Raw genomic sequence first — 26,623 nt, 5'->3', positions numbered from 1 at the left:
CGTGCGGCGTGTTGCAACCATAAGACTCCGCTCAACGGTGGTCAGCAACCATTTCTCTCCGCTCAACGGGTAGCAACCATTTCTCTCCCGTCGATCCAGGGCTCGGCGCTCCGCCAAGTTCCTCGCCCACGGCTTGGAGGTTCGGTCCAAAGATCTTGTGGGGAAGTGATCTTGGGAAGTTGACGGGAGTCCAATGGTGGGCGTCTCGGCGGGTCTTGCGACCATACGACTCCCGTCAACGGGCATCAGCAACCATTTGACTACCGTCGATGGGGTCGCAACCGTCCCTGGGGCATCGGCCGGTGGTCCGGCTCAGAGACCTTCAAGCGATCTAGAAGCGTTGGCGTGAGAGAACTGGCGCGTGTCGCGACCCGTGCCGCAACCACTCCTCTCACGCCAATAAGGTTCAGCAACCACTTCTCTCACGCCAACGAGCCTCGGCAACCACTTCCCTCACGCCGACGGGCCCGGCAACCACTTCTCTCACGCCGATGCGGGGCCCCGCCACCTCAGAGGCGGTCCGGCGTGAGAGTTGGTGCAGCCATGTCCCGTTCGCGTGGGTAGCGGCTCATCAGTGGGACATGGTGGAGGCGTTTACGGCGTGTCGCCTCCACCAGGTCCCACTCGTCAGACTGCCGCTTACCGACTGGGACTTGGCGGAGGAGCTTGGCCTATTCACGACAGCCGACCTGTCGGGTGGACGCGGGTGAGCGGGCCTCGCGTGCGAGTCGGCGCCGATACCTCAGATACCCGCCACCGAAACTCGAACACTCGCCACCGAACTCGGCATCCAACGGCACAGTTCCCGCACCTGCCGACGTCCTTAACCAACTCCTGTCGAACCCACGCGCTGTTGCATCGCAAGGCATGAACCCCACCCAACCTGGGACGGCCGCACTCACAGAACCCAATGACCCAGCCTCCGTTGCCAGATCACCCCAACCTCCGCACCGCCCCACGCATGCACGACCTCTCCCTACAAACCAGACCTCGAGCCCGCACCGAGCCCGGCGTCCGACCACCCACGCACCTACCTCCGCCCCACGCACCAACCAACCCCGCACACCAACCCTCCCCCTGCGCACCGACCCCCACACCCGTGCACCACACACACATCACCTCCGCACCCACGCACCAGCCCCACCCAACCCGAGACGGCAGCACTCACTGGACCCAACGACCCAGCAGCCTCCGTCGCCAGATCACCCCCAACCACGGCACCACCCCACGCAGGCACAACCTCTCCCTAGAAACCAGACCCCGAGCCCGCACTGAGCTCGGCCACCGACCTCCCACCACAACCACCGGTAGCGATAGGTCGGCAACCAGCCGACCTATCGCTACGGAGAGGCCCCGCTCCCAGTACGGAACCCACGCTATCCATCACACCAAGCGCAAATCACCATCCCAAGAATCCGAAATCAAATTCCCACCGACAATGAATTCACACCCGACTCCCAAAAACACCAACTATTCACTGCCGTGGAGACCGATTAGTCCCCTGCCCTCTGGATGTACCGAAGTCCTGCGTCCAATAAGGCGTACCCTTACTGCTCTTGGCAAATCCAACGCCGATATCACGGAGCGAACAATTGAGAATATTCGCCCGATGCCCTGGACTGCGCATCCACGCACTGACTACAGCAGCCGGAGTGGATTGGCCCGAGGCGATATTTTCCGCCCAGGTGTTGGCCTGGTAACCCGCCGCCTTGATCCGGTCACCTGGACTGCCCTTGGACGAGTTGTGATCCAACCGGCCACGGGCGGCCATGTCTTCCGCGTGCGCCTGCGCAGCCTGGGTTAGTCGCGTCTCCGCCTTCAAGGCAGGGCATCCCGCCTTCGCGCGCTCGGCGTTGGTGAGACTGACCACCGATCCTGCGGCCGACCGATCCTGCGGCGCCGCCAGCACCGCCGGGCCGGAGGCGATAAGCCAGGCCGAAACAGAAGAGATGACGAGACAAGTAAGTGAGGCGCGGCTGAAAGGTGATGAAAAACGCATAATTCAAACCCCTTGGTTCGTATTACGGTTGAATAACAGTAGCACTGTAGCGCGAGCACAGGCAAGGTCACAGTGCCTGCTCGAGACACCGTGGCGGATAGTGGCAATCAGGGTGCTACCGCCCGGAAGATTCGCAGCAATAATGGCGCGCAGACGATCAACGGTCCGATACGATGCGGGACATCCGAAATTGGGCGCAGCTCAGGACGCCGGACGTATTCGATCTCCACTACTACGCACACCGTGGGCGGACGTGCGCGAATAGCGGCGACGGATCCGGCGACACCGACATGCGGCCACAACTGAAACGATCGATCCGTCACTAAGGACAACCACTGATGGGCAAACACAACGCAAGGCGGAACCCGCAAGGTTCGGTGCGATTGGCCATGCTCTCTATGACCGCCCTGATCGCCACCGGAATCGCCACCCAGCACGGGCCGTCGCCCGAGAATCAAGCGACGATGCTGACGGCCACCCTGACCGAACTACCCCCAGAGCCGGTCACCCCGAAGACCGACACACAGCATTCGCTGGCAGCGGACGAGCCGATACATCCGATCAAGCCGGCCGCCGACGCGGCCGCACCACGCCACAAGAAGGATCAGCCGACCGACCGCGAGGAGGCAAGCAGGCCCGGACTGCCCCTCACGCCGTTCGAGCGGCCGATGACGGCCATACCCGGCCGCAAGATCGCGCCCAACCCGCGTCAACAGAGCGAGCCAGGCCCTCAGCCCAGCACTCAAATAGCTGTTCCGCCTATCGATCTCACGGGACTGCTGACCAACATCACCGCGGCACTGAACGCGGGAGCGGCATTCGCACAGGGCCTCGGGACCGGCAGCGCGACCCTCGACACCGGGGCGACGACGCCCGCCGCACCGACCAGCACGGAAAGCGACACCGCCGACGACACGGCCACCACCGAAAGCACCCCCGCAACACAGAGCACCCCCACCACCGAAAGCACCCCCGCAACACAGAGCACCCCAACCACCAAGACCCAACCAGCCGCTCCGGCATCGGATCTCGCGTCATTGCTGGCGAACGTCACCAACGCACTGAAGGTGGGAGCAGCACTCACCCAAGGCCTGGAGTCCGGCAGTTCGCTCCTCGGGACCGGCAGCGCAGTCCTCGGTAGCGGCAGCTCGCTCCTCGAACCCGGCAGCGCGGCCCTCGGGAGCGGTAGCTCGATCGCCGGGGCGGGCAGCTCGGTCCTCGCCCCCGTGCTCGTCCCCCTCAGCGCCGCAGCATTGGCCTCCGCCTGATCTGCACGCCTCGTAGACTCCCATCGGACCACCCGGTCCGATGGGAGTCTCGTCATGGCAACAGATGACCTACTCGTCGAATCCGACTGTCCACCAACCCATCTGAACGAGGGCATGGATTCATGCTCGGCCCGGACGCACAGTCGTTGTCCTGAGGATGGTCCGCCGAAATCGCTCACGCCCCAGCCGACCTAACCGGCGCGGATGGCAACCGCAAACCCTCACTGACCAGCGAGTGCCGTTGCAGCACTAGGGCAGTGCCAGATACAGCACGTCGACCGGATCATCACCGTTCGTCATCCGGCGCCCTGCCTCGCGCCACCCCCACCGACGGTAGATCTCCCTGGCCGGCGCACCCGGGTTGGCGCAGAGCACCGCGAACGGCTCGGGCCGCCCCCGCAACACCTCGTCCATCAGCGCACGCCCGAGCCCCCGATTCTGATGATCGGGATGCACCGCGAACTCCATGACCGCGAGCTTTCCGGCCGCGACGAGCTTCGGGTCCGGCAATATGTGCGCGTCGGTCCACCATTCCCCCGACACCATCGGATAGCCGTACACCATCCCGATCAGGGCGTCGCCGTCGAGCGCCTGCGCGAGCGTGAACCCCGGCCGATCGAGCTCGGTCGTCAGCAGCTCACGAAATCGCGCAACATGTTCCGCCCCTTCGAAATACGGCGGCCCACCGAACACGACGCGATACAGCTCGACCACCGCTTCGAACTGTTCGATCGCGCTGTCCCGGCCCCCACATACAATTTTGCACACAGCCGCTCCATCCACCAACGCACTTGGCCACCGTGCGTCACCGAACGTCTTCCACGACTGTATCTTCCGCCACCGACCAGACGGCGAGCGTACGCTCAGCGCCGATTGCGGGACTCCGTCGAGGCGATCACCAGCGACAGCCGGTACGTGGCCCGCCCAGCAGTGCAGACACACTGCTGGGCGGGCCGCTTCCCCGTACACCCAGTGAACGCCGCCACGTTCTCATGGGCACAGCGATACTAACCTGTGCGAACGGTCGAACCGTGTCACGCCACTCGGCAATCTGAAATCCACTCGAGAGGCCACCAGGCCCCGCGGACTTCGCGCCGCTCACAGCCCCCTTCGGAGCGTATGCCGCCACCAAACTGTGCCGCGTCTCAGCCCTGACGGCGGAGCGCCTGGTAGGGCTTACCAGACATACGGGACCAAACGGTAGTCAACCTTGTCGAGGCGTTCGGCGTAGCCGGGGACCTTTTCCCGCATGATCCTCTCCGCGTACAAGAGAACCACTACGTTCAGCATCAATGTGACAGCGAAGGGCACTAGACCCCACCAGGATCCGAGGGCGACAGGCATCGCGGCCTGGTAGAGGAGGGACCCGGTCGCAAAGGGGTAGCGGACGACGCCAAATGAGCCGGTCGACATGATCTGCCAGTCCTGCACCTCCTCTGGCCCGGAGGACCAGCGGACCATCTCCTGACGGACGCGCAAGCTGATCACCCAGCCTGCGGCGAAGAAGAGAACAGCGACAAGGCTGATCCACGGCGGAACCGACGACCAGCCGAACCGACGGTCGAAGCCAGGGACGACCAACGCGGCGACGAAGGCAAGCGCCACAAGGGGTCCGGCGATCCGCAGACTCCGCGGCAGCCCCTGCGGTCCACTCTCGGTTTCGACCTGCGATCGACTCGGTGATCGCCGCGGCACCGGTACCGGTTCACCACGCGCGAGCGAGACCAAGAGCACCATTCCTATGCTGCCGATCATCGCCGCCATCAGGACCCATGCCTGCCAGTAGCTCAGCGTCCAAGCCGTGAGGAAGAAAACAACTCCCATCACGGCGGCCAGCACTACCGATAAGACGAAGTACGCCGCAAAGCGCCGATAGTCCCTGTTCATTGTCTACTCCGACGACAGCAGGCGGCAGCATCGAATGCGACGGTGCGTGCCTCCATCGAGGCTAACAGACTGACGCCCTGCCGACCAGCACCTGCACACGCAAAACCCCGCCGCCACAACATGATTCGACATATCTCAAGACGGCGTCACCGTCTCGGGCACGGGCTGGCGGATCGGGTGGACGGGTCAGGGCCAACCGGCTCCCGGGGCTGGTGCCGGGAATGCGACGACTTGCCCTGTGGGACCAACGGATTCGGAGTCGCCGAAGTTCTGACCGACAACATAGAGCCGTGGTTCGGAATCCCGGCTGAGGGTGCAGGCGAAAGCGCCGCGGTCCCACTTGACGGTGTCGGATATCGCACCGCCTTCGGTCACCCGAACGCAATGACTGTTCCCGACATCGGCGTACCAGACCGCGCCTTCGGTGTCGACGCAGATCCCGTCGGGATGATCGCCGGGAGTTTCAGCCCAGACGCGGCGGTTGGTGAGGGTGCCGTCGGCACCGATGTCGAAGGCGCTGAGGCAATTCGCGTACGACTCGGCGACGATCAACGTGGCGCCGTCCGCGGTGATCGCCATGCCGTTCGGAAAGGCGAGGTTGTCGGCAACCTGGCGAACAACACCGTCGGGCGTGACACGAACGATGATGCCAGGGGCGAATTCACCACCGGGAAAGTCGAATCCGATGTTGTTGACGTAGGCGTTGCCACCGGCATCGACGACGATGTCGTTCCACGGCTTGTCCGAGATCGCGGCCAGGTCGGCGTGCGTGCCGAGTGTTCCGTCCGGATCGCGGCGGAGCAGGCGCTGCTGCGCCGAGTCGACGACGAGGAGCTCCCCGCCGGGCAGGAAGTCGATACACATCGGGAACGACGGAACGTTCACGATGACCTCGGCGCGATGCTCGGCGTCGAGCGCGATCACTTGATTGGCGCCCCAGTCGGAGAACCAGAGTCGTCCCTCATGCCAGCGCGGGGATTCGCCGAACACGACCCCTTCCAGCAAAACCTCAGGTGTGTGCACGGGCAGCCTGCCTTTCTTCGGTGTAGTTGTACAGACGTCGTGTGGGTCGGAAACTCATCGCCCGCGGCACGTGTTGCTGAGTTGAGGGTGCCTTGCGGGTCTCTATTGGTGTGGGCGCTCCCACATGAACCGACCTGCAAAGGAGCCACGACCATGGAACACACCTCGCGACGACGAGCGACCGCGAAGCCGAGCGATCGCGCGGAGGTCGGCTGATGGGTATGACCGCCACGCAGCGCTGGGTCCTCGGTGTCACCGCGATCGCTTCCATCATGGTCGCGCTCGATCTGCTGATCGTGTCGACGGCGCTGACGACGATGCAGTCGGATCTGCAGGTCTCGATCGGTCTGTTGCAGTGGACCGTCACCGCATACGGCCTGAGCTTCGCCGGTCTCCTGATGACCGGCGCGGCGCTCGGCGACCAGTTCGGGCGGCGGCGCGTCTTCAGCATCGGACTGACCGTGTTCGCCCTCTCCTCCGCGGGTTGCGCGCTGTCGCCGACCATCGGGTGGCTGATCGCCGCACGCGGCGTGCAGGGGGCAGGCGCGGCGCTCGTCATGCCGTTGGCGGTGGCCTTGCTCAGCTCGAGCTTTCCCGCCGAAAGCCGTGGCCGCGCGTTGGGGATGTTCGAGGGATTGACCGGCCTCGCGACCATCGGTGGCCCGCTCCTCGGCGGAATCCTTACGCACCTGGTCAATTGGCAGGCGATCTTCTGGGTCAACGTGCCGATCGCAGCAGTGCTGATCGTGGTGGTCCATCGCCGCGTCGCCGAAAGCCATGGCCCCGGTGTGGCTCTCGACGTCCGAGGAGCGGTGCTGGTGACCGCGGGCGTGATCGGACTGGTGTGGACGCTCATCCGCGGCAACGACATCGGCTGGACCAGTCCCGAGATACTCGTGGCAGCGAGCGTCGGCGTGGTACTTGTGCTCGTGTTCATCGGCTGGCAGTTCCGTGCGGCGACTCCGATGCTCCCGATGAATCTCTTTCGATCCAGGGACTTTTCGGTGGGCACCGTGGTCGGCGTGCTGCTCTTCGCCGCGCTGTACGGCTCGGTGTTCTTCCTCGCACAGCTGATGCAGGTCGGTCTCGGCTACACGCCGCTCGAAGCGGGTATCCGACTGGTGGTGTGGACCGCCCCGCTGCTCGTAATCGCCCCGCTGGCAGGTCTTCTCGCCGAACGCGTCGGCGACCGCTCAGTGCTGTGCACAGGGTTGGCGATCAATGCCGTTGGATTGCTCTGGATTGCGTTGATCGCATCCCCCGACCTGTCCTACCTGAGCCTGGCCGTGCCGCTTGCGGTGACGGGAATCGGTGCCTCCTTGGCGATTCCGGTGGTACAGAACGTTGTGCTCGGCGCCGTCGCGCCGAGCGCCATCGGCAAGGCCTCGGGCGCGAACAGCATGACCCAGGAATTCGGCGGGGCGGTCGGAGTCGCGCTGCTTGTCGCGGTTTTCAGCACTTTGGGTGGCTATACGTCGCCGTCCTTCTTTCTGGATGGCTTCGCTCCTGCGATGGTCGTCTGTGCTGCCCTGGCCCTAGCCGCTGCCATGGTGGCACTTGCGGTCACCCGAAAAGCCCACTCCGACACCGCTTCGCCGGACCCGGCCGCGCTACGAACCTAGGCCAACACGGCAGGCAGCCCGAAGCGCGCGATGATCGCCGGATCGACGAACGCGGTCACCGCCGCAATGCGATCCCCTTGCACGGTGAGCACGTCGAGCACGGTGCCCACATAGGCGCCGCGCTCCGCATTCCACTCATAGCAACCCAGTGCGGGCTGCCCGTTCGCCCACGTCGGCAGGTGCCGCCACCGACCGTGCAGCGGACCTGCCACCAGAAAGGCGGTGATCGAACTCCGACCGCGGTACCAGGCAGGGAAGGGCGGCATCGACCACGTCGCGCCGTCGGTCAGCATGCCGATCAGCGCATCCAGATCAGCCCGCTCCAGCGCGGAAGCGTAACGATCGACCAGCTCACGAACGCGCGCGTCCCCGAGCGCCCGCAATGCGGTCTGCTGACTCTGCTCAGGCACGCGCTCGCCGACCAAGCGGCGGGCGCGTTGCAGCGCGCTGTTCACCGCGGGCACCGTGACTTCCATCAACTCGGCGACCTCACGGGCGGAGTAGCCGACCACCTCGCACAGCAGCAGTGCGGCCCGCTCGTTTCCCGGCAGATGCTGGATCGCGGCGACGAAGGCGAGCTCCAAACTCTCCCGCCGCTCATACCTCGGTTCCGGCCCTGCCTCGTCGGCGGTATTCGGATACGGCTCCAACCACGCCGATTCCGTCGGCATCGCACTGTCGGCGAAATCCTGATCGAGCCAGGACGGGTACTCCATCGGCAGCACCCGCCGCTTGCCCCGCTCGATCATGGTCAGACAGACGTTCGTCGCGATCCGATACATCCACGTGCGCAACGAGCTACGACCGTGAAACCCCGCCAGCCCCTGCCACGCTCGAAGCAAGACGTCCTGCATCGCATCGTCGGCGTCATGCACCGAACCGAGCATGCGGTAGCAATGGGCATGGAGCTGTCCATGCAACGGCGCAACCAGCTCCCCGAACACGACTTCATCGCCGCGAGCGATCGCGACCTGCTCCACCTCGCTCAGGCCCACCGATTCCCCTCTCCGCTTTGGACGCCGGCCCCATTGTCGTGACAAGCGTATGCCCGCTGACAGACAACAACCCGAGGCCGCGCGTCCGGTAGGCCGTGCACAGCTGTGGCGCTCGGCCGCTATCGCAGCGAACCGCTCATCACGTTGCCGGTATTCGGGACCGCGATCAGCTCCCGCCGTACCGGCGTCCGCGCAGCCAACTCACGGCCGCGAAACTCCTGCGGCGGACAGCCCTTCCAGCGTCGGAACGCGCGAATGAACGAAGCGGACTCCGCATATCCGAGTCGTGCCGCCACCTGCTCGGTGGTCATGTCGGTGCGGGTGAGCAGTTCTTCGGACATCACCTGCCGCACCTCCTCGACGAGCGAACGAAACGAGGTGCCCTCGTCACGTAAGCGTCGCGACAGCGTGCGCGGGCTCATGAACAGCAGCGTGGCGACGGTCAGTTGATCGGGAAGCTGACCGGGGTTGCGCACCAACAGATCACGAACGGACCCGGCGACCCCCATCCGGGCGCGGCGGGTGCTGAGCAGATCCCGGCAGAGTTGTTCGCAGGTGGCGCGAGCCCATTCGTTGGCTTGCGGCAAGGCCATATCGAGATAACCTGCGTCGAAGGCGAGTTCGTTGATGTCCGAGGAGAATTCGGGTTCGAACCCGAACACCGCACGGTGGCGCGCGGTGTCGGCAGGTGCGGGATGCCGGAACCGCACCGCGGCCATCGGCAGGCCGGTGGCGAACATGTCCTGACCGATGGTGTGGATGCCGGCCATGATCCGTTCGGTGAGGAAGGAGCGCAGGTCCTCCGGAATCTCCGAGTCGTCGAAACGAATCCTGGCCAGCTCATCGGATTCGTCGAAGTCGAGTCGCCCGAAGGCAAACGCCAGGTCCACATAGCGCAACGCCACCTCGACCGCGTCCCGCAGCGTGCGGCTGCTGAGCAGGGCCAGGCCCCATGGCCCGTACAGCGAAAGGTGGTATCGGCGCCCGGTCTCGACCCCGAGCCCCGGCTCGTCACCGAACCGCGCGAGCAGGTTGCGTAGCACCCGAAGTTCTTCCCGCGCCGAGACTTCCGCGTTCGGGTCGATCACGGCCTCCGGTGCCAGCGTCGTACCCGACAGGCAGGCCGCGGCGGACATGCCGCGCTCGGCCGCCAGCTGCATCAGCACATGCACGCTGGATGTGCTGCGAACAAGATCCCAATCGAACACGTGCACCGCATCCCCATCGAAGCCGTTGCCGCCCTGGTTGGCGCAATGTATCAACGTTGCTTCTGAGACGTCGGAAAATGACCCAAGCGTGGTCAGCGTTCGCGGCGATTCGCACGGTCAGCCACATGATGCGCTTTTCCGGCCAACAGGGACGAACAGCGATGTGAGGCCGTTTCTGGCGCCGATCCGCTCCCTAGAATCCGATTGTCCGAGACAGCTGAAGGGTGGATGTCACCGACGGCCCGGGCGGTCTCGGATCTCCAGGAGAAAGGATTCGATCATCATCGATTACATCGAGCGCACCCGGGATGCGGGGCGCAGGGGATTCTGGCCGATCGCGTCGGCGATCGCGGTCTCGGTAGCATTCGCAGCGCCCGGCGCCGTCGCCGCACCACCGTCCGGATCCGCCACGGGCGCTACCGGATTCGCAGGTCCGTACTACTTCGATGTCGGCACCGTGCCGTGGCTCGTCGATACCGGCGACGTCAACCGTGACGGCCGCCCAGACGTCGTCACCGCGAACTCCGTGTCCGCGACACTCGCCGGTCTGACCGTGCCGGGGTTGGCCGGTATCTCCGTTCTGCTGAACACCACTCCCGACGGAGCGCCGACGCCGACCTTCGCCCGTGCCGAAAGCTACCAGGCCGGCGTGGCGCCTACCGGGGTTGACGTCGCTGATCTCGACGGCGACGGCGCACCCGAGATCATTGCCGCCAATATCGGCGATCTCGGCGCCAACGGCATCTCGGTGCTGCGCAACACGACACCTGAGGGGTCGCCGGTTGTCAGCTTCACCGCGCCGGTCACCTTCGCGACCGGCGTGGCACCGACACTCGTCCGTGCCGCCGACATCAACTCCGACGGACGAGTCGATCTGGTCAGTGGGGATGCCGGAGTTCCACTGTCGCTGGGGGTTTCGGTCCTGCTCAACACCACCGCACCCGGCGGACCACTGACGTTCGCCGGCCCGGAACAGTTCCTGGGCGGCCTGGTGGCCGAGGGACTCACGGTCGGTGACGTGAACAATGACGGCCGCGTCGACGTGCTCGCCTCCCACACCGGATCCAGCAACGTGGCGGTCCTGGTGAACACCACGCCACCCGGCACCGCCCGCCCGACCTTCATCATGAGCGAGGAGTGGGTCGTCACGACCACCGGCGTCGAACTCGGCGACATCGACTCCGACGGTCGGCTGGATCTGGTCGCGGCTCGCACCACCGGAGGAATCACGGTGCGGCTCAACCGAACCGAACCCGGCGCAACCACCGCGGAATTCGGCGCCGACGTCGGCACCGACCTGATCGGCGAGGTTACCGCCGCACACGCCACGATGGGCACCGTGACCGAAGGAGTCACCATCGCAGACTTCGACGGCAACGGCACCGCGGACATCGCCGCCAACAACGCTTTTCCGCTCCCAGGCTATGACGTGGCGGTCTTCGCCAACCACACCACCACCGGCGCAGCACAACCGACCCTGCTCGGCCCGCAGGGCTACCGTGCCGCCCAATGGTTCGTCGGCACCAATTCCATTGCCACCGCCGACTTCAACGCCGACGGCAAGCCCGACCTCGTCACCGGAAACGTACCGAGCGTCTCGGTCGGCACCATCTCGCTCGTTCCCGGCGGCGTATCGGTGTTGATCAACTCTCGTCCGTGAGGATCTCGTGCGCCCCATGGCCGACCGCCGTGAATTGCTATGGGGCACCACAGAAATGCTTATGGTTGGGCCATGTTCGACTCACGGCACATCCGGGTTTTCGACGAGGTGGTGCGGACCGGTTCCTTCGCCGCCGCGGCCAGGGCACTCGGCTACACCCAGCCCGCGATCAGCCAGCAGATGAAGGCGCTCGAACGATCCGTCGGCACACCGCTGTTCGTCCGGGTCGGCAGAGGGCTGCGGCTGACCGACGCGGGTGAGGTGCTCGCCAAGCACGCCGCCGACATCCTCGGCACGATCTCGGCGGCACAGCAGCAGATGACGGCCATCACCAGACTGAAATCCGGCCGGGTGCGGGTCTGCGCGTTCCCCAGCGCCTGCGCGACGCTGATTCCGTCGGCAGTGGCGTCGATCAAATCGAAACATCCCGGCATCCGGATCGAATTGTTCGACGCGGAACCACCCGATTCGGTCGAGGCACTGCGCCGCGGAGACTGCGACATCACGCTGGCCTTCACCTACGACGCACCGACCGAACAGCCGGAAGCCGATGACCTGTACAAGGTTTCATTGCTGGACGACCCGCTGATCGTGCTGCTCCCCAAGGGACATCCGCTGGCGCGGCGCCGCACGGTGGAGTTGGCGCAGCTGGCCGACGAACGCTGGATCGCGGGATGTGTGCGCTGCCGAAGCCATTTCATCGAATCGTGCGCGGCGGCCGGTTTCGCACCGCACATCGACTTCACCACCGACGACAACCTCGCCGTGCAGAGCCTGGTTGCCGAGGGGACGGGCATCGCGATGATGCCGAACATGGTGCAGTCCTTCATCCGTCATCCGAAAGTGGTGAGCCGCCCGGTGATTCCGGCCGACTCGAGGACGGTGGCCGCCTACACGCTGTCGGGCCACCAGAAGATCCCGGTCACCCGGCTGATGATGGACGCCATCCAGAGTGCCGCCAATGCGATGAGTTCTCGATGAAAGCGCCTGCCCATCAACATGTTCCATCCATAAGCAGAACTTTGAGATCGGTAAGAATGTCTAAGTAGACCGCAACAGTTGCTGCGTCGCATGCTGATCTCATGTCCCCCAGCAGCACCCTGAGCACCTCGACCCTCGCCGATCTCGTCTGCGCGGTACGGGAAGTCGTCCAGCTCGAACGCCCGCCGACCGAGGCCGCACAACTCGTCGCCGACCGGCTCGAGCGGTTCCTCCAGCAGCCGGACCTGCTGCCCGTCGAATACCGCGAGGGCGACCCGAACCGGTACCGGCAGCACCTCGTGCACACCGAACCCGACGGCAGCTTCTCGGTGGTGGCCATCGTCTGGCGGCCCGGCCAGCAAACGCCGATCCACGACCACGTCGCGTGGTGTGTCGCAGGCGTCTACGAGGGCGCCGAATCCGAACAACGCTTCGAGCTCCGCGGCGCGGGCCCCACCGCCCGTCTCGTCGTCGTCGCCGACGTCGTCAACGACGCGGGATCCGCCTGCGGCTTCGCCCCACCCGGCGACATCCACCTGGTCCGCAACACTGGCGCCTCGACGGTGATCTCGATCCACATCTACGGCGCCAACATCGGCAAACTCGGCACCAGCGTCCGCCGCGAATACGAACTGCCCATCGCGGACGCCTGACACCGTCGACAGTCGAGCGACGACCGAACAATCAGCAGGGAAACCCAATTCACCCGCGCTAGCCGGCCACCTGCAGCGTGATGACCACGGTCGTCAGCACGAGCAGGCACACCGCGAGCAGGACAACCGCCGCCAGGATCACCCGGCGCCGGAGCACCTGCTTGCGATGCCGAACCAGCGATACGGCGACGAACTCCCGGGTCAGCCGGTTCGTCGAGCCCGGTCGCCTGATCAGTTCGGCGGCATCCTCGAGTCGGGTTCTGGTGTACAACAGGGTGTCTGGGCGGTCCTCCCGCACCCAATGCCGAGCGTCCGCCTCGATCCGCTGCCGCGCCGGTGCGAATTCCTTCTCCTCGGCGAGCCAGCCGACCATCCGAGGCCAGGCGGTCAGCACCAGATCGTGCACGAGTTCGATATCGGCGTTGCGCCGCACCACGATCCGGTCCTTGATCATCCGAGCCAGCACGATTTCGGTGTAGCTCGGATCCTCGGACTCCTCGAGCAAGACGATCTCAGGAACGGGGTGGGAATACACAGCCGCCGGACCGGCGATGGTCAACGCGGTCATCACATAGCGCACCACCTGACGCTCGAAGTCGCTCAGACCGGACCAGAGCAGTTCGGAGCGATCCGCGAACGCCCCTGTCACACCGCCGGTTTCGCGATAGGCGGCCAGCGTCAAGGTCCGACCACGCCGGTTCTCCCATGTCGCGGCAAGGACATACGACAGCGTGGCAAGTCGAACCGTGTTCTGTGAATCGAGGATGGTCAGATCCTGCAGCAGGATCTCGATCAAGCTGTCCTCGACCCGCAGCCCGGCGGACGCGGCAGGCCGGACGATGGCTTCGCGCAGTTCCGGATCCCCCATCGGTTCGAGCACCATCGACTGGTTCCGCACGGCCGTCATCAGCAACGAGTTCTGCGACAGCTCAGGCAGATACGCGGTATCGACCGCGAGGACGATCGTGGTCGGCGGTTGCGCATCCGGCGCGGCCAGCGCCGCAAGCTCGGCGAGGAACTGCCTGCGCAGCTCCTCTCTGGTGCACAGGGTGTACAGGCGTTCGCCCTGATCGATCAGCAACAGTCGCCGACCCGCCGACGCTGTGCGTGCGAGCGCCGTGTGCAGCGTGAACACCGGATCGTCGTTCGGGGTCATACGGATCGGCGTGCGCAGCCCCGGATCGGCTTGCAGCCCGGCGGCGAGCAGGGACGATTTACCGACGCCTCGGGTGCCGAGCAGCAGGACCAGCGCCGTCGTACCGCTCTCCTCCGCCGCCGAAACAAGCTGGTGCAGTTGAAATCTCGCCTTGTCGCGACCGAAGAACAGCTCGGCGTCGTCGGCTCGATAGGCGGAAAGTCCACAATAGGGCTGTCGATTGGCGTCGACAACGACCGGCTCGGCTCGCGCCGCCTTCCACTCGGCGTGCCAGCGGGCCGGATCGAGCAGGGACCTGTCGATGCGCGGGTCGTCGGCGGCCCGGCGACGGCCTTCCGAGATGAGCACGTCCAGGACGGGGCGCACCGAGTCGAACGTGGCCGGTACGCGATTGCCGCGGCGCCAGTCGCTGATCCGTTGCGCGGTGATCGGCCTGGCGCCTGGTCGGACGCGCGCATTCGCCGCGCGCAGTACCGATTTCACCGGAGGGTTGCCGACGACGGTGAAGAGGGCGTCGAAGCGGGCGGAGAAGCCGTCACCACTGGTGGTGTCGTCGGCCCGCCAGCTCGACCGGTCGGGAGGCTGCTGGGTCATGCTGTCGTTCACCGCTCAGGAGACAGAGCTGCTCCACGGCGTCATCAACGCGTCGTAGACGTCCTTGGTGAACTTTCCTTGGCCGACCAGGTCGCCGAGCACCGCGGCGGTGGCCGCCTGGCTCACCGTGGTCAGCGAACCCAGCGAACCCAGCAGTCCCGCAAGCTGTCCTTCGACGCCTTCGGCGGACGACACCGCCTGCCCGGCAACGATTCCTGCCACCTGCACGTTGCGTGTGCGGCCGAATTCCTTTGCCGTCTCGGTAGCGATCTTGGCGGGCTGCGAGTCGTTGGAGAGCTGACCGAGGCCGGAGAGCAAGTTCGCCAACCCGCCACCGAGCCCGGCGCCCAACCCACCGCCCGCACCCGACACGGACGCCATCTGTGACTGCAACTGCTGCTCGGCCTGCGCCTTGAGCTTTGCGCGCTCGTCATCGGTGAGCTGCGCGGCACGCTCGATGATCCGCACCACGTCGCGCCACTGCGGACCGTAGAGGTATTCCATGTGCATACCCGCGCCCTGCGCGCCTGCCTCGGTGGCGGTGGAGTTCGACTCGGTGGTCATCAAGTACTCCTTCTTCGTTGTGTTCCTTTGATGGAGTGGCGATTCACGGTGGGCAAGCCGCCGCGAATCGGAAAGGCGAAGAGAGCCGTCCGCACTTGTCGAAACCGCCGCACGGACCCGCCGCAGCGGCGGTCTGAGCAGCAGCGACCGGTAATGGCCGGGCGCACAGCAACAGTAGCGCAAACCTCGCAAAGAGCGCCATAACGACCGACCAATAGGTGACCGAATGCCGTTTCACACCACGGCGTATCCGTCACTCGATATCGACCCGGCGCGGTTCAGCAGCAGGGAGGTACCCAGACTCCACTCCAGCAGCCCGTCGACGCGTCAGGCCACGTTTGCCTGAAACATAGTTACGAGGCCGTACTTACGGTAGAGTACGTATGAATATTCCCTAGTCAGGAGCGTAAACATGCCGCAGCACTCACCAGCAGCACAGCCGGTGCGCAACCAATGCGTGGTCGTCGGAGCCGGACCAGTCGGGCTGACCGCGGCATTAGCACTGGCCAGGAACAGCCTGCCGGTCATCGTGCTCGAGGCCGAGCCGCAGGATCGGGTACGGCCAGGCAGCCGAGCCATCGGGCTGTTCCTCCCCACCGTGCTTCGCTTCGACGCGATCGTGCCAGGACTCGGACGCAACGTCGCGGCATCCGGCCTCAGCATCCTCGGATACGACACCTACTACGGAGACCGACGGGTCTTCCACCACCGCACCGGACAGGGCGTGGCCGGACGACTGCTGCGCAGTGAGCTGTTGGGCACGAGTCTGCCGCAGCGGGTCACCGAGGTGCACCTCTACCGCGCGTGCGTGGCCAACGGGGTGCAGTTCCGCTGGGAGTCTCCGCTGGTCCGGCTCCAGAGCACCGCACACGCGGTCGAGCTCGAACTCGGCACCGGCGAAACACTGTCGGCGGCCTATGTCATCGGCGCGGACGGTGCCCGCTCGCAGGTGCGAAGCGATATCGGTGCAACCTTGGAAGGCCGGCCGGACGACACCACGTTCATCATCGTCGACGTCGAGGAACACCCCGACGGGTCGACGCCGCAAGCGTCCTGCCTCTTCCACTACAAGCGCCCGGAACTCGGCGGCCGCAATGTCATGCATATGCCGTTCAAAGGTGGCATGCGCATCGACATCCAATGCCTGCCCACCGACGATGTCGAATACATGTCCAGCCCCGATGGCGTGCGCGAGTGGACCGCCAAAGTGGTGGATCCCTGGTACGGCGACCATGTCAGCTGGGTGTCGCACTACCGCTTCCATCAATCCGTGGCCAGTTCCTACACCGACGAACACCGCAGGGTGCTGCTGGCCGGCGAAGCTGCCCACCTGTTCGCACCGTGGGGTGGGCGTGGCCTGAACTCGGGTGTTTTCGATGCCACCGACGCCGCGACCGCCGTCGCACGCGCTGTTGCGGACCCGGCTCGCGGCCGTCGCGCGGTCGAACGATGGGCAGACCACCGCCGCAAGTGGGGCATTCGCAATCGCGACCTGTCCTCCCGGGCTTTGCGGATCATGCGCGCCGCCGACCGTTCGACCGAGTTCCGTCGTGATCGGGCCGCCCAGATCGCACCGCTGTGCTGGCCGGCAGGCGCGTGGCTGGCCAACGCTCCGCTGCAGATCGCGCTACCGCCCCTCGGTATGCGAGACCTGTACTGACACGGCATACGGTGGACCTCGTGTCTGCTATCGCCGAACCGCCGCGGAAACGCCAACCTCGGATGGAGATCGAGGTCCGCCGCGTCCAGGTGCTCGACGCAGCCCTGCGGCTGGTGACGCGTGACGGCTATTCGGCCGCAACGATGGAGGCGATCGCGCGCGAAGCCCAGCTCGCCAAACCCAGGGTGTACGCGGCATATCCGGGTCGTGGGCCGCTGCTGCTGGCTTTGCTCGAGCGTGAACAGCAGCGCACCATCGACGCACTGGCCGAGGCGATGCCCGCCTTCACCGACGACGCAGACTTCGACACGGTCCTCGTCGCGGCGGCCACCAACATGCTCCGCACCGTCGCCGAGCGCCCCGGCTCGGCGTTGCTGCTGATCGCCGCCGCTGACGACGCGCCGCCCGAGGTGCGCGAATATGCCGCCAACGCGCGCGAATTCGCCCGCGCCAACCTGCGGGCGCTCATCGAATGGGGACGCGAGCGGCGGCCGGGGCTCGCCGAGCTGAACCCGGATCTCCTGGCCGCGTCCCTGCTCGCCGTCGGCGAGCAGCTCATGCGGATGGTCGCCACCGAATCCGATCGGTACCCCCTCGACACGCTCACCGAATTCGTTGCCATCGCAGTCGAACAGCTCGCCGGTCCGTCACTCCGTGCGACAAGCTGACGGTCAGTGGGTCAGGTCGTAGACGGTGGTGGAGCCAACGGTGGTTGCGGTGAAATTGGCCTTCACCCAAGCGGTTATCGCGGCGGTGACGGAGTCGGCGGGGACACCCCATGGCAGGGCGTCGGTAGATGACTCGGGTTCCTCGGCGTTGCCGCGGCCGGTCGCCACGAAGTATCGGACCGCGCCGCTGGTGACGTAGGACTGGAACTGCGCGAGGGTCGGCGCGGGATCACCGCCGAGAAAGCCGCCGAGGCAGATCACCGATTTGCCGCTGCTGAGCTCCAATTGGGTGCCGACTCTGGAGGAGATGGTGGCCGCGGCCCACCGAGTGTCGGTGTTCTGCAGGAGCACGTTCAGTGCCGCGTTGGCCGCGATATCGTCACCGTGCCCGAACGCTGAGTCCTGGGGTGGGCCGGAGTTGATGATTCCGCCGCTGTGGCGGACGGAGATTGTCTCCAGCGTGTACGCGGTGGTGCCGCCGAGGCCGAACAGCAGGCCGGTGGCCGCGAGGACGACGGTGAACGTGCGGAAGTGCCCGGCAACGAGGAATGCTGCTGCGACAGTGAAGGATCCGATCAGCAGTACCCAGCGCAACCATGGCAGCCAGTCCTGGGTCCGGTCGAGCAGCACGAAGTTCCACAGCCCGACGCTTGCGGCCATCAGTGCGAGCATCGAACGGGCGGCGAAATTCTCCCTACGACACCAGATTTCCCGGACGCCGATGGCGGCCAACGCGGCCATCGCCGGCGCAAGCGCAACGGTGTAGTACTCGTGGAACGTGCCGCTCATGAAGCTGAAGACCAGCGCGGTGAGCAGCAGCCAGCCGCCCCAGAGGACGAGTCCGGCACGGGTGCGATCCGTGCGCGGTGCGCGACGAAAAGTCCACAGGCCCGCAAGCAATCCGAGCAATGCCACCGGCAGCAGCCAGGAGATCTCGGCGCCCGCGCTCTGGGTGAGGAGGCGGGTGATGCCTGGAGTGCCGCCGAAGTGCGGGAAATCGCCTGAGCCCGCACCTCTGGAGTTTCCGCTGCCGCCGAGCAGACGGCCGACACCGTTGTAGCCGAGGGTCAGTTCCCACAGGCTGTTGTTGGTGGATCCGCCGATATACGGGCGACTCGACGCGGGCCACAACTCGACGAGCAGCACGAACCAGCCGCCCGAGATGATCATCGCCGCGCAGGCGATCGCCAATTTCCTTATCCGCGACCATATTCCGACCGGCGCGGCGATCAGGAAGACCAGCCCGAAGGCGGGCAGCACCAGGAACGCCTGGAGCAGTTTGGTGAGGAACGCGAAGCCGAGGACGACACCGGCCAGTGCTATCCAGCGGGTGCTCGCGGTTTCGGTCGCCCGCACGACGCAGTAGGCGGCGGCAACGAGCAGCAGCACCAGCAACGCGTCGGGGTTGTCGTAGCGGAACATCAGCGCCGCAACGGGTGTCAACGCCAGCACCGCTCCGGCCAGGAGCCCGGCGGCGGGCCCGTGCCAGCGGCGCACTGTCGCGGCGAGCAAGGCGACCGCGCCCACACCCATCAGTGCCTGCGGCAGCAGCACGGAAAACATGCTGAACCCGAGTAGCCGCCCGGACAGCGCCATCACCCAGATCGCGGCGGGCGGTTTGTCGACGGTGATGATGTTGCCCGGGTCGACCGAACCGAACAGCAGCGCCGCCCAGTCCTCGGTCCCCGCCCACGCGGCGGCGGCGTAGAACTCGTTGCCCCACCCGGACGAGCCGAGGCCCCATAGATAGAGCATGGCGGTCGCGATCAGCAGCGCGGCGAAGCTCGGACGCGTCCAGCGTGGCTGGGTCGGCGGCCCGAGGAACAGCGCCCGCGCGGAACGGCGCGTCGTCGGGCTGGCCGCCGACTCGGGCCGGTCGGTGGTCAGCGTCATGATCACGATCTTGGTCGAGCAGTGTCGGGCTCCCCTGAGTCGACGCTGTGAGGTAGCTGTGAGGTGCCACCGAACAGGATTCGGAAGGTGGAGCCCGCGCCGGGCACGCTCAGCAGCTGGATCCTGGCACCGTGCGCACCGACGATGGCCGCGACAATCGCCAGTCCGAGCCCGGAACCCGCAGTACTCGACCGTGATTCGGCGGCACGGTAGAACCGGTCGAAGATGCGCTCGGCGTCCTCGGCGGCGATGCCGGGACCCTCGTCCCTGACGTCGAGGACGACGAACTCGGATATATCCGGCAACTCGGCGCCCGCTTCGGCTACCGCCTGCGGCAATGCCGACGCGGGCATGATCGAGACCGCGACCGTGATCCGCGCCGGTGCCGAGGTGTGGATCACCGCATTGTCGACAAGATTGGTGAGGACCTGCCGCAATCGGTGCACATCGCCGATGATCCGGACGGGCGTCGGCGGACGCTCGAGGCCGATGTCGCGGGTCGGCGCGCGGGTCGCGGCGTCGCGCACCACCTCCTCGGCCAGCGCGACCAGATCGACCTCGCCGAGGTCAAGCGAACGTTCCTGATCGAACTTGGCCAGCAACAGCAGGTCGTCGACCAACATGCCCATCCGGATGGCGGCGCCCTCGATGCGACCCATCATCACCTCGACGTCGGCGTCGGTCTGCGCACCGCCGCGCCGATACAGTTCGGCGAAGCCGCGCACCGAGGTCAGCGGAGTCCGCAACTCGTGCGAGGCGTCGGCGATGAAGGCCCGCATCCGTCGCTCCGAATCCTCCAGCTGACCGATCGCCGAGGACAGCCGCTCGACCATCACGTTGAACGCGGTGCCGAGCCTGCCCACTTCGGTGTGCGAATCGGTCTGTGCGACACGGCGATCGAGATCTCCCCCGGCGATCGCCTCGGCGGTGCGCTCGATCCTGGTCAGCGGCCGCAGCCCGAGCCGCACCAGGATCGCCGCGATGATCGAGATGACGATCAGTAGCCCGGCACCTGCGGTGACCTCGATGATCCTGAGCCTTCTCGACAACTCATCGGTCGCCGACAGGGACATGGCGACCGCGGCGGTACCGGCCGACGGCTGCCACTCGGTGGGCGCCTGGACCACTGTGCGTATTCGCCAGCGCGCCTTGGTCTTCTCGTCCTTGACGGTCACCGGACTGTCCCCGCGGCTGCGCACCGACGCGGCATCCATCGGCGGCAATGCCGGAATCGTGCCGCCGGTCACCGGGCCGCCGAGCGTCCCGAGGGGTGTGCCGTCCATGTCGAAGAACATCATCCGGAACTCGGACGGCAGCTGATCGTACTCGGGCTCCACCGGTGGCGGTGCGGGCCGATTGGGCGACGTGGCGTCGATGGCGACCCGATCGACTTGCGAGTCAACCCTTTCCAGCTGTAGGCGGCTCAACATCGTCACGCTCAACAGCCCGAACGCCGCCATGCCGATGGCCGCGACCGTCAGCAGCGCGAGCAGCAGCCGGGTGCGCAGCGTCATGCGCCGCACGCTCACCGCTGCGGACCGGACTGCCGCAGGGTGTAACCGACACCGCGAATCGTGTGGATCAGCGGCGGGTTTCGCGTATCGATCTTGCGCCGCAGCTGGCTGATGAACGTCTCGACCACCCGCCCGTCTCCGGCGTGACCGGTCCACACTCGATCGATGATCTGCTGCTTGCTGACCACCTTCTCCGCGTTGGCCATCAGATAGTGCAGCAGGTTGAACTCGGTGGCCGACAGCGAGATCTCTTCTCCCGCACGGGTTGCCGTGTGCGCGTCGACATCCAGCCGCAGATCCGCGTAGGTGAACACCCGATCGTCGGGCTCGTCCGGGGCGGTGCGGCGCAGAATGGCGCGCAGCCGCAACACCACTTCCTCGAGGCTGAACGGCTTGCTCACATAGTCGTCCCCACCGGCCACCAACCCCGCGATCCGGTCCTCGACCGCGTCCCGCGAGGTCAGGAACAGCACAGGCACGTGATTTCCGGCCTCCCGAAGCCGTCGAGCCACCGTGTAGCCGTCGAGATCCGGCAGCATCACGTCGAGCACGACGATGTCCGGCGGATGCGAGGCGGCTGCCGCCAACGCGGCCCGCCCGGTGGTCACGGCGTGCACCCGGAACCCGGTCATCCGCAGTGCGGCACTGAGCAGATCGAGGATATTGGTCTCGTCGTCGACCACCAGAACGGTCGCGGCCTGCGGCTTGTCCCGGTCCGGAGTCATCGGATCGCCGGCTCGCTCTCAGCCGCCGACCGGCCCGAGTCGACCCCGATCCCACCAGACGCCGACGCCCCAGCAACGACGAGCTTCGGCGGCACACGATGCGGCATTCTCGGCATCGTTCCAGCGTAGGGCGCTGGACCGACCGATGGGGCGCGCGAGGTCGGGTCAGCGATTCACTCACAGCGATCTGCCAGCTCCGCCTTGCACTCGCCGCAGTTTCGACCGGTCCGTAGTAGCTGGCTAGTCGCCAGTTGCGGCACAGACCCTCGTGGCCCGCCGCTGCTTTAGCATGGCCGCATGGCTGCTGGCGGATCGGGTTCGCGGATCGCGCACCTGCGCGCACTGATCGACCATCCGGCGACCGGGGCCGAGGAGCGGGCGACGGCGGAGCGAATGTTGTTGCGGCTCTTGCGCAAGGCCGGTGACGCTGCGGGGCTGCGCCCGGTCGGCGACCGGACCTTTGGCAGACAGTACGACAAGGTGGGACGGCATGCCGATCTGCCGGAGATCGTGGCGATGATTCGCGCGGACCTGGCGTTCGCGCGCACGTTTTCCGCGCCCGGCCTGCCGACGGAGCTCGAGGTGAGCAGCCCGGTGCGCGCTGCGCCCGCGGCGATCAGCTACTCCGTCGACCAGCCGTCGTATGGTCGGATCGTGATCACGATCGAGGGCGTGCCCGCGGAGTGGGGGTGGGTGTACGACGGCGGTATCGCGGCAGCCAGTCCGGCGTTGCAGGCCCTAGCCGAGGAGCTGGCGGAGATCATCGACGCGTACAACCATGATGGAAGTGACACCGGGAAGCGGTTTTTCGGCGGAGTACGCACGGCGGACACCACTCTCGTCTGGTGATCGCACCGCGGACCTCGTTCAGCGAAGCGTCTCCGCGCCATGGGTTGCGGTTGCCGCACGTACCGCGTGCAGGGCACTGTTGATGGAGATTTCGCCGCGCATGCCTGGCGCGGCGACCATGTCACCCACCAGGTAGATGCCGTGCCCGCGATCGATCGCCGGACGATCGCGCCAGGTCTGGCCGGGTAGGTCCAGCGCACCAGTGCGGCCCTTCGCGGTCGCGGTGCGCTGGAAGGTCGTGCGATCGCGGCGACCGGGAACGACGATGTCGGCGAAGCGCTCCAGGCGAATGTGCGCGTGGGCAGTGGATTCGCCAGTGCGAATGGGCATTTGGAGTTGGTAGAGCGATTCGCCCTGCGGTGCGATGGTGTTGCCCTGCATCGTGTAACTCTCGTGGAAGCCGCCCTCGTCGAGATCGAACACCAGCGTCCGGTCGCGACGCGAGGATCGCACCGCGAGATCGAGCAGCGCCGCGTGCCCGCTGGTCCAGCTGAGGCTGTTGTCACCGAGCAGGTTCCGCGCCGCGTTCAGGTCGGTGGCGATGATCACCTGGCCCTTGGCAGGCAGTTCGTCCACGCGGGAACCGGTTTCGATCACAACACCGAGTTCGGTGGCGCGGGTGGCCATATCGGTGATGACCCGCTGCCAGCCGCCGCGCACCCAGCGCACGGCGGGAACGTTGACGCCGAACACGCGCCGAACCAGGTCCCAGACAAACGCCGCGGACAGCCTGCCGGTGTCGGCGTCATAGGTCACCACGCTGATGGCGTTGGCCAGCTGCTCGGCCGTCGCCTCACCCCATTTCGAGGTCGCCCAGCTGCGGAAGTCGGCATCCACCGGTGCGGTCAGCCTGCCGCGCAGCTGTGCGCGCACCATCCCGAGCGGCGGCAGCTTGCGGAGGCGGCCACCGGCACGGAAGCCGAGCCCGGCCCAGCCGCCGAGCCCGGGCCAGCCGAGATCGGCGACGAAACCGTGCTGCTTCAACCACTGATAGTGCGGTCCGTCGGCATAGAAGACGTGCGCACCCTCGTGGACGACATAGGGCGCCGCCGTGGCACGCCCGCGCCCGCCGAGAGTCTGGTGCGCCTCGTACACCTGGACGGTTGCCCCGGCCTCCGCGGCCGCGATCGCTGCCGTCAGCCCGGCCAGGCCGCCCCCGATCACGGTGATGTGCTTGCTCATGACTGTCCCTCTCCCTGTGTATCCGTCCACCGCAGCCTGGCGACGACCAGCTCGGCGATGGCCCGCAGATAGCGGTCCGGATCGACCGCCGTGGGATGCTCGCCGCCGAAGGTGTCGCTGATCAGCCAGTAGTGCGCGATCGCGCCGACGAACACCGCGGACGCGGCTTCCCAGTCCTGGTCCCGCGCATCCGGTTCGGTGAGCTCGAGCAGTCCGCGCAGCACCGCCTTGACGAACACCAGGTACTCCTCGCGCCGGAACACCTCGAGCACGTCGGTGCCGATCGAGTTGTCGCGCATCAGGATTCGGTTGATGTCACGGTCGTGCTCCAGCCTGCCGAGGCCGATGTGGAACAGCATTGTCAGCTTGTCCACGGTGGAGCTTTGCGGCGCAAGCGAATCCAGCCAGGACATGATCGAGAAATCCGGGGCCAGAAAGGGCGCCCATTCGCCTCGCTCGGTCAGTCGTGACCGGACCGCCTCGACCAGCAGTTCGTCCTTGGACCGGAAGTGCCGGTACAACCCGCCCGCCCCACCGGAAAGGCCCGCCGCCCGCTCGATCTGGGTCACCGTGGTCCGCGCGAACCCCTGTTCGCCGAACAGGCGCAGCGCCGCACCGATGATCCGTTCCCTGGTCGATCCGCTCATGCTCGCCCTTGTAAGTAACTACTTACTTTCGGAGAGTACGAGCGCAAGGGCCGCCACACAAGAGGTCGACGTCGATGACGAAGGGAGGTCGCGTTGCGGCGAGATTGCCGGTGCAGGTGATTATTTCGCTGCCGACGAGGCAGCCGAGAAGTGTCCCGGCTACGCGCGGAGATCGAGCCGGAACAGGTCGGCCAGCCTCGCGGCGAGTGCCGAGCTGGTCTCGTGGTCGGTGTCGACCACAAGGGCACCGTCGCCGTCCTGACGCACCGCGATGGTCTCCTCGGCGGATCGGTCCAGCGTGCTGGCCTGTTGCTCGGCCGATGCTCCGATCAGCGAATCACCCGCCAAGCCAGGGCCGTCGCCGTGGGGGTGGCCGTGCGCACGCGAGGCGATCCGCTTCGCCAGCCCGCTCGGCGAAGCCGTCAGATGCACGAGGGTGACGCTCTGGTCGGCGAGCGCCTGCAGATAGGGGCGCGGAATACCGCGTGCGACAACGATCAGCGCGCGGGCGCCCGCCTGGCGGTACCCGTGCCAGAGCCGGATGAGGTTCTCGGACATCGCTTCTCGGGCGAACTCCGCATCGCAGAACCCCAGCTGGTCCACATCGATGTAGGCCGCGGGCAGGTCACGGCTCCACAGCATCCGCAGCACCTCGAAGCCGACGGTCGACTTACCCACCGCAGTAGGGCCCGCCAGCACCAGGACTGGCGCGGGTGCACCGGTGGTCGGTGGCTCCGCCGGCGTCGCGGCGGTGGAATGCGGTTGGCCCGCAACGCATACCAGCTCGCTCAGTTTCGCCACGATCTCGTGCGGAGCCAGCGCCGTGGTGTCGAACGGTATCCCTACCGCGTTCTGGTCGTAGGCGTCCGCGACCGACATCAGCTCTTCGAGCCGTTCCTCGCTGGAGCCGCGCCCAAGATACCGGCGGCGCAATTCCGTACGGTCGCAGCGCAATCGGACCAGCGTGAACTCGATGTCCAACGCGGTCGCGAAGTAGCCGTCGATCCCGCGTTCCTGGTCGACCACACCGGACACGATCACTTGCTGGACACCGTGGCTGCGAAAGGTGTCGAGCACCGCGCGAAGGTTGTCGGCCTTCACCCGGTGGTATTGCGGGTCGTTGCTCGGCGCGGGCGCGAGCAGGCCCAGTTGATCGATTTCGATATAGGCGATGGGCCGCCCCTCGTCCTTGGCCCAGGAGTACATAGCCCAGGCAACGGTCGACTTGCCGACTCCGGGTGCGCCCGTCAACCACAGCACTGGCAACGGCCGCACCCGAACTCCTCTGTCTCGCGAGCTCCCATCATGGGTCGCAGTGCGCGACCCCCTCAACCGGTTTTCAGACGGGCTCAGCCAATACCGAGCTGCGCGAGCAGCGCATGGACGTCGGAGTTCAGCCAATACTCGGCGAGCATGTCGTGCTCGACGCGCAGCAGATCGGTGCCGGTGAACTGGACCTGCGCGCCGGGAGCCGCTGTCGCGCCGGGGAATCCGCCGCCGTAGGTGCCGGTGGCGATCCAGCGCAGCACCAGATAGTTGGCGTCGAGAATCGGCCCGACCTCCACCTCGAACACCAGCTCGGTGAAGGCCGCGCGCAGCTGCGCGACCCACGCGACCAAGCCTTCCGGCCCGCGGATCGCGGCGCTGTCACTGCCGTCCAGCATGGCGGCGTGGACGAAGAAGGCGGGGGAAATGATCTGATCGGCCGGGGTATAGTCGCCGTTCCAAACGGCCAGCCAGTCGTCGAGCAGGCGCTCGTGTGATACCTGGTCGGCGTCGGTTGCGGTGGTCGCCATCGTGACATTGCTTTGTGGTGCGTTCATGCCACTAATTTCGCAGCGGTGTGGGTCCACTCGCGTCGGTAGTTTTCACCTA

The 26,623-nt window shown here is 66.3% G+C and carries 23 protein-coding genes; 8 read left to right on the top strand and 15 right to left on the bottom strand.

Annotated elements, in window-relative coordinates; all coding sequences use genetic code 11:
- Nucleotides 1–1,474 precede the first annotated feature (1,474 nt).
- Complete coding sequence (locus tag NA11_RS43730; protein WP_084654104.1) at nt 1,475–1,999, bottom strand: CAP domain-containing protein; 525 nt, start codon at nt 1,997–1,999, stop codon at nt 1,475–1,477.
- Nucleotides 2,000–2,382: 383 nt separating this feature from the next.
- On the opposite strand from NA11_RS43730, the gene NA11_RS04450 reads away from it, so the two are divergent.
- Nucleotides 2,383–3,267: a hypothetical protein gene (locus NA11_RS04450; RefSeq protein WP_141717404.1), complete on the top strand. Its 885-nt coding sequence runs from the start codon at nt 2,383–2,385 to the stop codon at nt 3,265–3,267.
- Nucleotides 3,268–3,516: 249 nt separating this feature from the next.
- Here NA11_RS04450 and NA11_RS04445 read toward each other — a convergent pair whose 3' ends face one another.
- The 3 genes from NA11_RS04445 to NA11_RS04435 form a co-directional block, all read right to left on the bottom strand.
- Nucleotides 3,517–4,035, bottom strand: coding sequence for a GNAT family N-acetyltransferase (locus NA11_RS04445; RefSeq protein ID WP_069160459.1), 519 nt, complete (start codon nt 4,033–4,035; stop codon nt 3,517–3,519).
- A 408-nt stretch (nt 4,036–4,443) separates the two neighbouring features.
- Complete coding sequence (locus NA11_RS04440; RefSeq protein ID WP_069160414.1) at nt 4,444–5,154, bottom strand: isoprenylcysteine carboxylmethyltransferase family protein; 711 nt, start codon at nt 5,152–5,154, stop codon at nt 4,444–4,446.
- 186 nt (nt 5,155–5,340) lie between these two features.
- Complete coding sequence (locus NA11_RS04435; protein ID WP_069160413.1) at nt 5,341–6,177, bottom strand: SMP-30/gluconolactonase/LRE family protein; 837 nt, start codon at nt 6,175–6,177, stop codon at nt 5,341–5,343.
- Between the two features lie 221 nt (nt 6,178–6,398).
- Here NA11_RS04435 and NA11_RS04430 point away from each other — a divergent pair, with 221 nt between their 5' ends.
- A complete protein-coding gene (locus NA11_RS04430; RefSeq protein WP_069160412.1) occupies nt 6,399–7,799 on the top strand; it encodes an MFS transporter in 1,401 nt (466 codons plus the stop codon).
- On the opposite strand, the gene NA11_RS04425 is transcribed toward NA11_RS04430, so the two are convergent.
- Together NA11_RS04425 and NA11_RS04420 are read right to left on the bottom strand one after the other, a co-directional pair.
- Nucleotides 7,796–8,794 (bottom strand): sigma-70 family RNA polymerase sigma factor, encoded by a 999-nt coding sequence (locus tag NA11_RS04425; RefSeq protein WP_069160411.1) that lies wholly within the window; start codon nt 8,792–8,794, stop codon nt 7,796–7,798. The two genes, NA11_RS04430 and NA11_RS04425, sit on opposite strands and share 4 nt — an antisense overlap.
- Before the next feature lie 119 nt (nt 8,795–8,913).
- Nucleotides 8,914–10,008, bottom strand: coding sequence for an AraC family transcriptional regulator (locus NA11_RS04420; RefSeq protein ID WP_069160410.1), 1,095 nt, complete (start codon nt 10,006–10,008; stop codon nt 8,914–8,916).
- Between the two features lie 157 nt (nt 10,009–10,165).
- Here NA11_RS04420 and NA11_RS04415 point away from each other — a divergent pair, with 157 nt between their 5' ends.
- From NA11_RS04415 to NA11_RS04405, 3 genes are all read left to right on the top strand, one after another.
- Nucleotides 10,166–11,662 carry an FG-GAP repeat domain-containing protein gene (locus NA11_RS04415; RefSeq protein ID WP_167837562.1) on the top strand — a complete coding sequence of 499 codons (1,497 nt, stop codon included), beginning with the start codon at nt 10,166–10,168 and terminating at the stop codon, nt 11,660–11,662.
- A 72-nt stretch (nt 11,663–11,734) separates the two neighbouring features.
- Nucleotides 11,735–12,643: a LysR family transcriptional regulator gene (locus NA11_RS04410; protein ID WP_069160408.1), complete on the top strand. Its 909-nt coding sequence runs from the start codon at nt 11,735–11,737 to the stop codon at nt 12,641–12,643.
- 101 nt (nt 12,644–12,744) lie between these two features.
- Nucleotides 12,745–13,296, top strand: coding sequence for a cysteine dioxygenase family protein (locus NA11_RS04405; RefSeq protein ID WP_069160407.1), 552 nt, complete (start codon nt 12,745–12,747; stop codon nt 13,294–13,296).
- 58 nt (nt 13,297–13,354) lie between these two features.
- Here the strand turns inward: NA11_RS04405 and NA11_RS04400 are convergent, their stop codons facing one another.
- Both NA11_RS04400 and NA11_RS04395 read right to left on the bottom strand, forming a co-directional pair.
- A complete protein-coding gene (locus NA11_RS04400; protein ID WP_141717402.1) occupies nt 13,355–15,046 on the bottom strand; it encodes an nSTAND1 domain-containing NTPase in 1,692 nt (563 codons plus the stop codon).
- 15 nt (nt 15,047–15,061) lie between these two features.
- A complete protein-coding gene (locus tag NA11_RS04395; RefSeq protein WP_069160405.1) occupies nt 15,062–15,610 on the bottom strand; it encodes a hypothetical protein in 549 nt (182 codons plus the stop codon).
- 412 nt (nt 15,611–16,022) lie between these two features.
- Between NA11_RS04395 and NA11_RS04390 the strand changes: the two genes are divergently transcribed.
- On the top strand, nt 16,023–17,270 hold the full coding sequence (locus NA11_RS04390) for an FAD-dependent oxidoreductase (RefSeq protein WP_069160404.1): 1,248 nt from the start codon (nt 16,023–16,025) through the stop codon (nt 17,268–17,270).
- Nucleotides 17,271–17,290: 20 nt separating this feature from the next.
- A complete protein-coding gene (locus NA11_RS04385; RefSeq protein WP_141717401.1) occupies nt 17,291–17,938 on the top strand; it encodes a TetR/AcrR family transcriptional regulator in 648 nt (215 codons plus the stop codon).
- Nucleotides 17,939–17,941: 3 nt separating this feature from the next.
- Here the strand turns inward: NA11_RS04385 and NA11_RS04380 are convergent, their stop codons facing one another.
- Genes NA11_RS04380 through NA11_RS04370 form a run of 3 tightly spaced genes read right to left on the bottom strand, consistent with a single transcriptional unit; the run spans nt 17,942 to nt 22,070 of the window.
- The gene (locus tag NA11_RS04380) at nt 17,942–19,831 is read right to left on the bottom strand and encodes an ArnT family glycosyltransferase (RefSeq protein WP_069160458.1); all 1,890 of its coding nucleotides are present in this window, start codon (nt 19,829–19,831) and stop codon (nt 17,942–17,944) included.
- Between the two features lie 2 nt (nt 19,832–19,833).
- Nucleotides 19,834–21,345, bottom strand: a complete 1,512-nt coding sequence (locus NA11_RS04375; protein WP_218023242.1) for a sensor histidine kinase — start codon at nt 21,343–21,345, stop codon at nt 19,834–19,836.
- 11 nt (nt 21,346–21,356) lie between these two features.
- Nucleotides 21,357–22,070, bottom strand: a complete 714-nt coding sequence (locus NA11_RS04370; RefSeq protein ID WP_069160401.1) for a response regulator transcription factor — start codon at nt 22,068–22,070, stop codon at nt 21,357–21,359.
- A gap of 297 nt (nt 22,071–22,367) precedes the next feature.
- Here NA11_RS04370 and NA11_RS04365 point away from each other — a divergent pair, with 297 nt between their 5' ends.
- Nucleotides 22,368–22,919: a hypothetical protein gene (locus NA11_RS04365; protein WP_069160400.1), complete on the top strand. Its 552-nt coding sequence runs from the start codon at nt 22,368–22,370 to the stop codon at nt 22,917–22,919.
- A gap of 18 nt (nt 22,920–22,937) precedes the next feature.
- Here the strand turns inward: NA11_RS04365 and NA11_RS04360 are convergent, their stop codons facing one another.
- The 4 genes from NA11_RS04360 to NA11_RS04345 form a co-directional block, all read right to left on the bottom strand.
- On the bottom strand, nt 22,938–24,101 hold the full coding sequence (locus NA11_RS04360) for an NAD(P)-binding protein (protein WP_069160399.1): 1,164 nt from the start codon (nt 24,099–24,101) through the stop codon (nt 22,938–22,940).
- Nucleotides 24,098–24,748 carry a TetR/AcrR family transcriptional regulator gene (locus NA11_RS04355; protein WP_069160398.1) on the bottom strand — a complete coding sequence of 217 codons (651 nt, stop codon included), beginning with the start codon at nt 24,746–24,748 and terminating at the stop codon, nt 24,098–24,100. The genes NA11_RS04360 and NA11_RS04355 overlap by 4 nt, the downstream gene beginning before the upstream one ends.
- Nucleotides 24,749–24,907: 159 nt before the next feature.
- Nucleotides 24,908–26,023, bottom strand: coding sequence for an AAA family ATPase (locus NA11_RS04350; RefSeq protein ID WP_069160397.1), 1,116 nt, complete (start codon nt 26,021–26,023; stop codon nt 24,908–24,910).
- 74 nt (nt 26,024–26,097) lie between these two features.
- Nucleotides 26,098–26,571, bottom strand: a complete 474-nt coding sequence (locus NA11_RS04345) for an ester cyclase (protein WP_245745717.1) — start codon at nt 26,569–26,571, stop codon at nt 26,098–26,100.
- Nucleotides 26,572–26,623: the final 52 nt, after the last annotated feature.

Source organism: Nocardia altamirensis NBRC 108246, from assembly GCF_001612685.1.
Lineage (GTDB): Bacteria > Actinomycetota > Actinomycetes > Mycobacteriales > Mycobacteriaceae > Nocardia > Nocardia altamirensis.
The sequence above is the reverse complement of the archived record's forward strand: the minus strand, read 5'-3'. Positions and strand labels throughout refer to the sequence as shown.